The sequence below is a fragment of the Methyloversatilis sp. XJ19-49 genome (assembly GCF_024580145.1).
Taxonomy (GTDB): Bacteria; Pseudomonadota; Gammaproteobacteria; order Burkholderiales; family Rhodocyclaceae; genus Methyloversatilis.
In genome coordinates this window covers 134,171-146,657 of sequence record NZ_JANINI010000004.1, presented here as the reverse complement: position 1 = coordinate 146,657, position 12,487 = coordinate 134,171, and the positions used below count along the sequence as shown (strand labels likewise).

Below are 12,487 nucleotides of genomic sequence, written 5' to 3'. Positions count from 1 at the left end.
TTTAGCCTTCCTTGGGAAGCTCAAGCACAAAGGTTCTCAGTCTCCCATCAGCATCGCTCGTTGAATCTAGATAGAGCTTTCCGCCATGATATTCAACGAGCTCGCGAGCGATGTAGAGACCCAACCCTTTGCCCCTTTTCCGGGTGGTGAAGTAGGGTTTGAAGACATCTTCGCGATACGAAGGATCGATTCCCGGCCCATTGTCGGATACGGAAATCGTGAAAGCCTGCGAGTCAATATCGACAGACATGTATCGAACAACGTCTGGCTCTCGAAGGCTTTGCTGCACCCAATACACAGAATTAGTTAAAAGATTTTCAAGAACTTGAGCTATCAGTCCCCTGACAAGCTGAACGACGAGTCGTTTCCCAGCGGGGTCTTCGCCATCAACGGTCAACTCGAATTCAATCAGATGGCGCTTGAACCTGGCGTCAAACCCTGCCAAGACAGTTTGTGCCTGAGCGATAACATCGTAGCGTTCCTTACGATTCCGCCCTGACGGACTCATAACGTCAATTGACCGAATCCGCTTGTTTGTTGCAATGATCTGTGTCTGCAGGTTATCAACTAGCGATACCATTGCCGAACTCGCCCCCTCCGTCTTTTTGAGATCAGACAGCAGTTCTCCCGTCCTCTGGGTCAGTCGTGTGAGTTCATGGACAACAATCTCAACGACTAGACCGATATTGGCTAACTCAAGCAATTCAACTCGCGTCTCGCGAGCAAGCTGAAGTGCATTTCGGATCGTTTCCACATACTCGACTTGACCTTGTAGGGCACGCCGAATTTCATCGATCTTTTGTTTTGCAGCCGGAATAGAGCGACCTATTTCTTCGACATTTCGCAATGTCTGTCGCAGTGAGTCCTCAGACTTCTTGAGACTCTCATCCGTAGATTCCTCCTCGATGGCGTGCTTGACTTCAAGCTGCTTCACAGCATCGATGTGCGCGCGCAGGTCTCTGACAATCACGTCTCCAAGCAATGTGACGAGCAAATCCTGCTCTGGGCAAGAAACCAGCCTTTCCCGATTCGCCGCATCGACAAGATGGGGATTGGTTTCAGATGAAATGTTGACGCTTCCCACAGTCTGATACCGGTTAAGCGTAAACCCTTTAGTGCGTAGAGCTTTGGCGTCCCACTCAAGCCAGTCATCATCCATTCCGCCTGTTTGACCGACGCGAAATCCATCTCGGTAAATTGCAAACCCTCCGCACCAAACATTGAGCTCATCGACTATCTTTTTCTTCGAGTGCTCAATGCCACCGTGAATAAGCGATCTATTAAACCAGAGGCAACTCACTGAGAATGGCCCTAGGCGCCGGCAGATTTCTATGGGTACGCTCGCCTCACGAGAAATCTCTTCAAGCGTCCAACTTCTGGATTCAGCACTGGTGGCGCTTTTCCAGTTGAGATCGCGTCGCAGTGCCACGGAGGTGGGAGAGTCACCGGGCGTGTATGTGATTTCAGTCTTGAACTGCGCGCACTCTGTTAGCCAGCGCGGCAACGGAACGATGGGCAGCCTGTGTCCGTTTAAAAGAACATCTATGGGGTAGGGCCGCCTGCGTGAGGAAACTGGGTCTTGTAATCGGCGAATGAACTTATTGAGAAACGCTTGCACCTTGGTGGCTGACCAGTTCGCGATAAGTCTACGTATTGTGATGACCGTTCCCTGAACCTCGGAGGCGTCGCTTTGCCCACGAACAACGTGAAACCTTACTTCTCCGAGATATGCAGCTGGATCATCAAATTTTCGCCAATCAAAAGTTATTGAATGCCAATACCGTTCACCTTCAGTTTTGGATTCGACGATTGCGATGTCGCCCAGCTTCATCATGGACAGACGACCTATTCCTTTTTCGCCCAAAACCAGATGCCCCCCCTCTTTTCTGGTTTTCTTCTCCAAGAATTTGTTAGGCGTCCCTACGACCATGAATCTATTCTGTAGATTCGAAGCCGACATACCTTCACCACTGTCGCTTATCTGAATCCAGTAGTCATCAAGCAAAAATTTTTCGATGCATTGCGCCAAGTCTTCGCGCGAGGCGAAATTCTCCTTGAACAGGCTCAATACCTGTGCCCGTTGATCAAGATCAAGATCCACAGAGATCGCTTTATCGAGCCTTTCGAGCGCGGCGACCTTAGAAATCTTTTGGGCTAAGAGCTGTTCACGAACAAGCGCAACGGCGCCTGCATCCGCTGGCGCGGAAATTGAAACCTTTGCCCGTGGCGCACGCGCATCAAAAGCGTTTTTAATGAGCTCATAGAGAGCCATTTCATCAGATGTAATCAGTTCGGCACCGAGCTGCCGCATCGCACGCGCAGCGATTCGAAAAGGCTGGCCTTCTTCATTAAATGAATTTGTCATACTTAATTTCCTTGGGACATCAGCCGACCCAACTATGTCATGTTCAAACTTGAGGCGCGAATCGCGGTAACCGCCAAGGCAATATCGTCGTCAGACAGGAACGGCGCCTGAGCGAAAACAAGTCCTTGCTCGCCATTGAGCTTTGCGGCCATATGGCCCCGTCCGAGCAGCAGTTCGGCGCCTGGACGATCAAGCGCAATCTTTGACGTGGCCTCGCTGGCAACCTTTAGGATCAGCCGGTTGCCGAGGTTCTCGCGCAACTGCATGGGCATCACGTCTTTGTCGGGCCGCTGCGCTGCGAAGGTCAAATGGATGCCTGCGGCGCGTGCCTTCACGCCAAGCCTCTGCACCGCGGCGCTAACAGCGCCCTTGTAGCCATCGTCAAGCATCCAGTCAGCGAATTCGTCGTGGATCAGGAAAACCATGGGCAAACGAGCGTCGGGGGCTGCCTTTGCGTTAAACGTTGCCAGGTCTCGCGCGCGAGCTTGGGCGAACGCCCTGTATCGGCTCTCCATCTCCTCGACCAGCGCGCCCAACACTTCGGTCGAGCGCTCCTTGGTCGTGATGATCGCCTCACGCATGTGCGGTAAGTCCTCCAACGCCGCATAGTCCACGCCCATCTTGGGATCGATGAGGATGATCTGGGCCAGCTCCTTCGGGTTGGTCGCGGCAATATCCAAAAGAATCGCTTGGATCAGCACCGACTTGCCGCTGCCCGTGGCCCCGGCCACCAGAGAATGCGGTTCATGCGAGGACAGGCCGCCGAACTCGCCGCCGAGATTCAGGTAGAGCAGCGAGCCATTAATTTCTTGAAGCCCCAGGACGAAGGAAGTGTTGATGCCGGCTATGTTGCGGTTGAGCTGCCGCTTGGCCCATAAGTCCCAAAGCGACACCGCCTGCCTCTTGACCCCGGCAATCGTCACCACGATCTCGCCTGGCTTGGGCTGAACCGTCACCAGGTTGATGGCGTGGGTGGTCAGAAGTTGAGTGCGCTTGGCCTCAATGTCCTCGACCCTGAGCCGATCAGAACCCGCCAGGCGTACCAAGCAGCCATTGGGCGTCATGCGCGTGCCCAAGACCGCAGCCTGCAAGCCGTAGCTGTTCAATGCTGTCTTGAGCTTCTTGGTGGTCTCCTGCGCCCAAGCTTCGCGCTCGTCGTCCGCCACGGCCAAGCCCGCTTGCTTAGCGGCGATCAAAGCCGACAAATGCGCCCCCATCGCGACCGCGACTGGCAATGGCGCGACTGCGGCAGCGCTTTCAGTGGCGGGCGCCGCGGAGGCGGTCTGCGCCGGAGCGGGCACTGGCTGGACCGACGGGGGCTGCTTATTGGGCTCAGGCGCGCCAGCGGCTTCCTGCGCCTGTTCCGGCTGCGGCCCGAGCTGCTCCATCATGGCGTGCCAAGCTACGCGCGCGGCCGGGCGGTTGAACGCGACGGACGTCCAAGGCTCTGAGCCGCCCAGCTGTGTCCGAGCGCCGGTTGCGCCTGTTCCCGCCGCATAGGCTTCCACCAGTTTGCGCAGTTCTGGCCGGTCAAACACTTCTTGCCAGGCTTGGACGCCATCCGTATTGTCGATCTCGATCTGCTCGGACGCCGATTGGGACTGGCCTGTTTCGGCCGAATGGACGAAGACTTGGGAATAGCCACGCAAGCCGATGTCCACGTCGCCTTCCCGCAGCTTCGAGCGTGCCCGCTCCAACAGGCCGGAGAGGCCTGGCGGAATCTCAGCGTCGATCAGCAAGTCGGCAAGGCGCGAGAGCCACACATCGCGGTCAAGGCGGCCAGGGTCGCCAAACAAGGCCGCCCGGAAGGTCGTCAACGTCGCCATGAGTTGCGCCTTCGATGAGCGCTTCGCATCAGCTAAGCCATCGGCGGCAACGTATTTGGATTCGACCACTGCGATGCGCAGCCGAATCCCGTCGTCCACCTCTTCGACACAAAGGGCCAAGATGTCGGCGATGCGACTTTCGCGCTGGGCCAACCAATCGGCGTAGTCGTCCAGCAGAAAGAATACGCTGAACGATTGGCCCACGCAGGCCTGGGCTGCAAACTCCTCGGCAACCAGGTGGCGGCTGAGGACAAGCCCGAGCATTTCGCCGGCAGAGACGCCGCGCTTGGCGGCGCGCAGAACGATGTCGCCGGAGACGGACAAGGCATCCTTCTTCATGCGGGCGGCCACGGCATCAAGCTCATCGGAGCCAAGAGAGAGGCCCAGCTCGCCGAGGCGTCGGCGAATCAGCACGCCGAGCAGGCGCAGCTCGGAGGTCGAGCTCACGATCATGTTGCGGCCGTTGGTGGACGCTCGGCGATACCGGACCACCGTGATGCCGTTGTGCTGCAGTTGCCGCTTATCGAGGAGCTCATCATAGGTGGCGACCCACTCGGCCAACGCGTGCGCGTCGTTCATGGTGGAAGCCAGCGCCTCATGCTGCAACGAAATGCGGCGGGCGGGCAGGTAGCGTGCTCCAACCGGCGCATCGGTTTGGCGATGCACCGCCGCCACCGCGCCGACATAGGCCCATCCCGAAGCCGTCTGCCACGGGCAAGTCAGGAAGGTGGTGGATTTGAGCTCGTTTTCGCCGGATACGCTTCGATAGGACCAGCGCGATGGAGCGTGCTCCAGACTAGGCCGGTCGTTGGTCCAGTCCACGGAAAGCCACTCTTCAACCGCCGTGCGCGACACTACGTCATGCAAGAACGCGACGTCGAAGGGCTTGAAGCCGCCTTCGTCTTGCCCTGGCGTGGCCGACGCCGGAGTCACCGCGATGCGCAGCTTGGAGATGAAGTTGTCCGAGGTCTCGCTGACCACTGGCAGCTCCGGGTCGTCGCACGCGTTGTTGACCAGCTCGGCATAGACCCGGCGCAGCTTGGCCGAATCGCTGTGCCTGACCGACACATTGCATTGGAAGTCGTCCTCGGTTTGCAGGCTTGCGAGTTCGCGCACGGTGGCCAGCGGCAGCTCAGCCGCGTCGGCGTTGTAGAGCAAAACGCTGAGGTTAGCCGCCTCGTGGGGCTGCAGACCGATGTAGCGCTCCAAGAGCTCACGCGCCTGCTTGGCGGCGGCCGTCGGATCGACATCGGTCATTGAGTCCTCTTCGCCGCGGACCGGCCGCTCAAACAGGCTGTATCCATTGACGGTGCTGCTCTCGGCGACAAGCAGCGGCTCGCTCCCGCGCTGCAGGACGGCGATTTCGGGATAAAACGGATGTGCGAGCTCTTCGGAGAACTCCCGGAAGAAGATGTCACGGTGCCCAAAGAGCACGCTGTCGCTGTTGAGCAAGTGAGTGACCAGGCCCGCAACGCGGCGAGTCTTGACCGCCAGCGCCTTCATCCGCTCGGGATGCCAAGGCGGGATGATTAGCGACGGCTGCGCGCCCGAAATGCGGGCCGTGGCAATCGAGAGCACTTCGGCGACCAGCTTCGCGCGGCACACATCGCCTCGCGCATGGACCATCAGCGCGTTGAGGAGGGTCGAGAACGACTCAGCCTGCCGTAGGACGGATTCGCCTTGCAGACCTGTATCGATGAAGTCCTTCATAGCCGAGATGTAATCGGCCTCGAACGCATCCCATGCAACGCGCAGCTCGTCGCGCTGCTCCTTGGTCAGGCGTCCCTCATTAGCAAGCTCCTTGATCCGGTCCTTGATCTCGGCCCGCAAGCTGCGCAGCTTGTTGGCCGGGGGAATCAGCGAACCGGCATCGCGGGAGAACGTAGCCTCCAGCGTCCCAGTGTCGAGCAGCGAGACGCTTTGAACGCCGCCTTTCTTGCTGACCAGGCGGCGCGGAACTTCGGTGCAGCCGACCGCACCCTTTTCCAGCAGCCGCCGCATGTCCGAGACCAACGCCAAGCCAATGGATTCAGGCCGGTAGCTCCACACAAGCTGTGTCTTGTCGATGACGTTCTCGCGTTCGCCAATGCGCTGCACAAGCGCCACGTCGAACTTGATCTGGACCGCGTTTCGGGCCAGCGACGAAACGGGCTTAAGCGTCGCGCCGCGAAGCTCCTTCTCTTTGGCGAAAAACTTCTCATAGTGGAACAGCGGGTCGGGCAGGTTGCCCACGCCCATACCCTTGACCTCCCACTTCACCCGGGAGCCCATCAGCTCCTGGATGCCGCGATACATCGCCGAGAAATAGCACCCCACGTCATGGTTGAAGCGAGTGCGCCACTCAGTCCGGCCCTTGTTCACCGTAAACCGCAGGAACCGCTCGCCGGCCATGTCGTCGGCGCCAGCCAAAAGGTGGTGAGCCACGCTCGCGAAGCCATCAAGAAAGTCATTGCACTCGATGGCCTTGCCGAAGATCGCCTTCTCCCAGCGGGAATGAAGCTGCCGCGATGGCTCCATGAAGCGGCGGTGCAGCTCGAAGAAGACCTTGTCGTCATCATTCCACTCGGAGCGCTTCTCTCGCGCCTTGAGATCTTCAAGGTGGCGCTTCCACTTTTCGTCAAGGGCTTCTGCGTCGTCGCAGTCATGCTCGAAAAACCGCAACGTGTGCTCGGCAAGACCTTGGAGCTTTTCCTTCGGCTTGTCGAAGATGTGGCATACACCATCGGTTTCCCATTCGAGCTCTGCCACGTCAGCAGCGGGCTGGTTCTCGCCCATAGGTGCGTTGATGAACGCCTCCAAGGCGACGCGCGCGGCATCGGTGATGCTGGCCGCGTTGTCCTCCAAGCGCTGGCGCATTTCGTCGGGGTCCAGCGGCTGGCCGTTGGGCCGCAAGCGCAGCAGCAGCGGAGCGCGGTGGGCGAAGAGCTTCTCGAACGCCTTCTTCCATGGCTTGTAGGACGCACCGTAGGTTTTCGCGCTGGCGAAGAAAGCGGTGTCCCGAGGCAAGCCCACCTTCGGCAGCGACCAGCCAATAGCGTCGCGAATTGGCAGGCCGCGCGTCGCCGACATTGCTTCCGTTACGTGGGCGCAGAAATCGCCAAGCTGAACCAATGACAGGTCGTAGGCAGAGATCAGGCCTCTGAGGGCAGAGCGGAACACCTGCCGATCATCGGGAACCGGCGCCATTCCAGCGACATGGCATGTCGCATCGACCCATGCCTCTTCGTTCGCGCGCAGCTCCTTGGCCCCCAAAGCGGTAACGTGGCCCAAGGTGTCGGCCAGGTTATGCTCGTTGCCGTTGGCCGTGAGGATCGCCTCTTTGCTCGTCTGGGCGTTGTTGCGCACGAAGCCAGCGTTGTGCTGGATCAGAGCCTCGGGAGGCAAGCCCTGGCCCTCGACCAGCGCCTCGGGAATCATGAGATCAACGCGCGCGGCCAAGTCGTGGTTGGCAAGCACCGCGCGGACCACCGAGGCGACCTGGGAAGAAGACAGCTTGTCGAGGCGGAACAGTGCCGCCGAGTCGTGCGCCGAGCCGTCGGCCTCGCGAGCGTCACTGATGCGCTTAGCCAGTATGTCCGCGCCGACGCGCCCAATGATCCGATCGGTCAGCAATTTTCTTCTCCCTTGAACCCAAACGGGTTTTCCACGAACGAGCAGGAGTCGGACAGCCGCCGCACCAGCCCAAGCCCCACCAGCCGCGTTTCGAGATTGGCGCGGTTCTCGCTGAGCACTTCCTGGTCCACCTTCTTGTCGGCGACCAGGCGCGAGCCCTCCGCGTCGCCGATGACGATCCCATATCGGCGCTTGGCCTCGGTAAGGAACTCGTCGAACTGCATCCGGTCATCGACAATGGTGACCACCAGCGTCTTGATGAGCCGGTCATTTGGCGCATACCGCGTTCGCCGCGCAAGGCGACGGGAGCTCAGCCCAACGGCGCGCGACCACGACGCGTGAATCTTGTTAACGTGCTGCTCATGGCGCGAAATCGCCATCTCCACGAGCTTCTCGATAAGCTTGTCGCCAGACATGCACGTGTAGTCGGCTTCGTCGTCCGAATCGGCCGACGGCCACTGGAACAGCTCGCGCATGATGCTGGCCTGCGCCGCGTCGGGGTAATCCGATTTGGACGCAGCCTCCCACTCGGGCAGCAGGCGGGTTTGCTCGATGGACGCGCGAATAGCCTTGACCGAGAGCCCTTGGTTGAGCTGGTAGCTGTCTCCCGACAGGGCGCGAACCTTTGTGCGCTCTTTGGAGACGATCTCGCAGACGAACTCCACGGGTTCGGCGTCGCCGGCCTGCGTCTTAGCCTGCTCCAGGAAATACAATAGGAGGTTGAGGCCCGCCGACGTGATCAAGTGCTCCAAGGCGTCATAGATGGGCATGTCCTTGGCCAAGATCGCCAACCAGTCCTCGCACAGCTGATCAAAGCGCGGATGGGACGCGTGGGGCAGGTAGCCAACGTCACGCGAATTCGACGCCAACTGGGGCTCGCCCTGCATTGCCCGCACGAGGCGGTTCATCGGAGCGGAGCGGTTGAACAGGCGCTGCGAGAGCTGAGCTCCGAGCTGCGGGCCGCGGGCCGCGCGGCTGAGCATCAGGTAGAGCAATTCGCCCGTGCGGGCAAAGAACCGGCGGTCGTTGCTCGCGCCGCCCGAGTCAATCCGCAAGTCCTCGAACAACGCGTCGGGACCGAAGGGAAAGACGAACTTAGAGCTCCAACGCTTGTTGCTGCGGGCCTCGAAGGCCGACGAGCGCAGCAGTTCGATGGCCTTGGCGAAGTCGTCAAAGCTGGAAAACGCCTTGCGCAGGTAGCCCATGTCGTGGTCGCCGAGATTGGTGGCGTCCTGGGCGAACAACGCGCTCCACTCGCGCCACTTCTCGTCGTCGGGGATTGATCTCTCGCGGATGGCCTCGACAAAGGGGTTGTTGAATAGCAGACCGCGCAGGCGGATTTGATGCTGCGGCCGATATCGCACCTTGTCGCTCGGCGTGGCGACCAACGGGCCGTCAAGGTTTGAGCCCAGCACGCCCAAGAACTCGAGCACCGTCAAATGCGGCAACTGCTCGTCATAGAGGCGGTGGCCCCAAATGTGCTCGTCGACAGCGAAATCGACCCGGTCAATGTCAATGCGCTGCCTCATTCTGAAATCCTCACGGTGATGGGCCGAGAGAACCCGTGGCCACCCTGCTCGATGTCGATGAAGTTGAGCGTCAGCGAGCCGCTATCAGCCCCTGCCTCCTCGTCGTCGTCCTGCTGGCTCCGGTTACGGATGAGCTCGGCCTTGCGCAGCAGCTTGGCCTTGAACGCCAGCATGTCCTCCAAGCACTCATTGGAGAAGCTGCCCGGCAGCGCGCCCTCGGAGACCCGCGAGAGAAACTCAAAGCGCACGGGCGTGAGGTCGAAGGCCACGGAATCGACTGCGCCTTGGACCAGTGACACCTCCAGACAGGGACGGCCCGTCTTCGCCTCGAGCTTCACCGCCATGCCGACCCCATTGAGCCGGCGCGACGGAGCCTCGGTGTCGCACAGCACGCTTACGCGCGACTGGGTGAATCCGCCAGAGCTGGCGACGAAGATGCGGTCCACGTTGTCGACCAAGAGGCCTGTCATCACGCGGTTGAGCCCGCGCACGAGTCGGCCGCGCGCGGTCTCGGCGACGGGCTTCTTGTCGAGCAGGGCCGCACGCATCTCCAAGTATTCGCCCGCGAAGCGAAACACCGTCATGGACCAGAAGGGATAGCCTTTCTCATCCGGCGGCAGCGTGAAAAACAATCTGCGGCGCTGCTCCTGCAACAGGTCCATGAAGCCGGCCGCGCCGCCGTCAATGCGGGCGGCCTCCTCGCCTTCGAGATACTTGTCTTGGGCGCTCAACAGTCTCGGCGTAGCCCCATAGACCGGATCGCTGCCGATCAAGCGGGCAAACGCCGGCGCGAGCTTCACGTCATCTTTGCCATAGACCAACAAGCCGTCCGCGCCATTGGTGGTTTCATCGCCCACGCCGAAGGCCGCCATCGCCTTGAACACCGGCCGTTCGCCAAGACGGCTCTTGGGCAGGTTCGCGCCGAAGGCATTGCTGTAGACACTCGCCCGGTCCACTGCCCCTTGCTCCTGAATCCACGCAACCTCGGCGCAGGACATCAAGCCGTCCTTTGCGTCGCGATGGCCCAAGATTATGTTGGCGCACAGCGCAAGCAAGTCCCGGACTGGCAAATGCTGCCCGTTGAGCCTGGCGATCTCGACGAGGTCGCCAAGGCGGCGCCCGAGCTGCGCGCCATCGCCGGTCCCGAGCAAACGCTGCCGATTCTCGAAGATCGGGCAGACCTTACCACTGGACTTCAAGGAGCACCGATCGCAGTTGTTCCACTCGGCATGGTCGGCGACCGCCGCGACCACTTCCTCCAAAGCCATGCGCCCTACGCTGCGGCTTAGATCGAATACAGCGAGGCGATCAGGCTCCTGCGCCGCCTGCAAAAAGAACTCTTGAAGCGGCTTGCGCAAGGGATGATTGCGCCCTTGCCGGCGCCCGAGGTCGCGAAGCCGGTCGAGCACTTGGCCATGGTTGGCTGCCAAGATAATTATTTCACTGTCGTCGCCGCCGAGCACCGACTTTTCGAGGCGCGCCAAAGGGGCGTCGCTCTCTTCGCCATTGAACTCGCTGAGGTCCTTGATAAACACTGCCAAGCGGCCATCGACCAAGCGATGCTCCTTGATGTTTCCCTTGGCGGCCCAAGCGCGAGAGTCACCACCTATAGCTGTCCACAGCGCGCGGCAATGATAGGTCTTGCCATCGCCGGCTGTGCCCGCGATCAAGACTGAGCCGGGTTTGCCCGAGGCGACATGCGCCTTCATCGGTTCTAGCATCGGCGTGCTCAGTGCGATAGGCTGCACCTTGGCTCGGCCCACAGCCCCAGCCACATATTCGTCATACATCGTCAGATTGTTGGGTGTTGGGCCATACGTGCGTAAGAAACGTACCCACGCACTTGATGGAGGCTGCATATGCGGTTCAATGGACATGATTGACTGATCTTGCAATTGTGGTTTATCCATGACAAACGTTTTCGCAATTTTGGCGGAAACCTTTCGTGCGCTGCGATCTTGTACTCGGCATCTCGGATGTTTTTTCATGCAAGCGCCGGGAGCTTGCCGAAATGGTTCACGTTCAACTTCATTTACACCGCTTTGCATCTCGCGACCGATGCGCGCGAGGTCTGACCCACCCTCAGTGACGGTGAATACGCTCATGGCGATACGCCGTTGTAACGACATTGCCTGAGTCGCTGATAACGACATAGACGTCAAGGTGGGACTCAATCGCTTTGGCCAGCGGCCCTGCGAAAGACTTAACTCGGCGACGCGCTCGCTTGTCGAGGTAAAGCTTACTTGTGCCGTTGCCCGCGGGCTCAGCTGTTCCGAACCGCAAGACCAACTCAACGATCAGGGCAGGGATGGCCCGCTGTTGCATCCTCACTGAAGCGTGATCGGAGTAGTTCATCGTCCGCTCCCTTTGTCATTTTTCACTTCGAAGAGAAAGTCTTCGAACTCCTCCATCGCATGCTTCAGCTTCTTGAACTTACTTGTCGTTGGCACCATTGCATCATCGACGAAGCAAGTTGCCCACGTCAGCCCTGGTAGTTCGACTAGGTAAAGCCCGAGCCCGTGTTTAGCCAATATCGCCTGCCGAAGGTAAAAGAACGGGTCATCACGAACTTCTTCCATCGCTTTCAAGGGGCTCGTCGAGAAGGGCGCGCCGTAGTCATTCCTTCCACCTGTAGTCGATGAGACGCCAAGTCTTTTCAGCATCCTGTCTTGCCCGCGGAACAGGATGAGCAATCGGCAGAAGAAAGCATCCCGAACCAGGTTGTGCCGCTTTACAGCTGCATTGAGCCGGTCGGCGGTTGTCTTCTGAATCTCGATATTGACCGCCTTGAGCTCCATTTTTTCATTTTGGTAATTTTGAGCTCTATGGAGGGCCTCGCTGATGAAGCGATTTCCACGAACACTTAGGCTCATACCCTTGAGGTCATCCTCGAGATGTGGGATCTCGCGCGAAAGTACGTGATCGAGGAAGGGCGCGCGTTTTAAGAACAAGTCATCAGCCTGCGTTGAGAAGGCATCCCACAAGGGCACTGGGACGCGGAAGGTAACTTTCGTCTTAGTCATGTTCTTGATTCCAAGTGATTGAGCTGACGCCCTCAAATTAGCAAAGCATTTTCTGTAAAGGAATTCCTTTATTTAAAGGGCGAGCGACAAAACAAGCACATTTGCGCGTCTAGCGTGCGTCACCGCTCTGCC

The 12,487-nt window shown here is 59.3% G+C and carries 6 protein-coding genes; all 6 read right to left on the bottom strand.

What is annotated here, in order from left to right:
* Position 1: 1 nt before the first annotated feature.
* The 6 genes from NMQ16_RS06805 to NMQ16_RS06780 are packed head-to-tail and all read right to left on the bottom strand — an operon-like array spanning position 2 to position 12,355.
* On the bottom strand, positions 2-2,365 hold the full coding sequence (locus tag NMQ16_RS06805) for an ATP-binding protein (RefSeq protein ID WP_257079786.1): 2,364 nt from the start codon (positions 2,363-2,365) through the stop codon (positions 2-4).
* Between the two features lie 32 nt (positions 2,366-2,397).
* On the bottom strand, positions 2,398-7,803 hold the full coding sequence (locus tag NMQ16_RS06800; protein WP_257079785.1) for an FtsK/SpoIIIE domain-containing protein: 5,406 nt from the start codon (positions 7,801-7,803) through the stop codon (positions 2,398-2,400).
* Positions 7,797-9,332 (bottom strand): hypothetical protein, encoded by a 1,536-nt coding sequence (locus NMQ16_RS06795; protein WP_257079784.1) that lies wholly within the window; start codon positions 9,330-9,332, stop codon positions 7,797-7,799. The genes NMQ16_RS06800 and NMQ16_RS06795 overlap by 7 nt, the downstream gene beginning before the upstream one ends.
* On the bottom strand, positions 9,329-11,437 hold the full coding sequence (locus NMQ16_RS06790) for a hypothetical protein (RefSeq protein WP_257079783.1): 2,109 nt from the start codon (positions 11,435-11,437) through the stop codon (positions 9,329-9,331). The genes NMQ16_RS06795 and NMQ16_RS06790 overlap by 4 nt, the downstream gene beginning before the upstream one ends.
* Positions 11,415-11,687 carry a DUF4258 domain-containing protein gene (locus NMQ16_RS06785; RefSeq protein WP_257079782.1) on the bottom strand — a complete coding sequence of 91 codons (273 nt, stop codon included), beginning with the start codon at positions 11,685-11,687 and terminating at the stop codon, positions 11,415-11,417. The genes NMQ16_RS06790 and NMQ16_RS06785 overlap by 23 nt, the downstream gene beginning before the upstream one ends.
* Positions 11,684-12,355, bottom strand: a complete 672-nt coding sequence (locus NMQ16_RS06780; RefSeq protein WP_257079781.1) for a hypothetical protein — start codon at positions 12,353-12,355, stop codon at positions 11,684-11,686. The genes NMQ16_RS06785 and NMQ16_RS06780 overlap by 4 nt, the downstream gene beginning before the upstream one ends.
* Positions 12,356-12,487 lie beyond the last annotated feature (132 nt).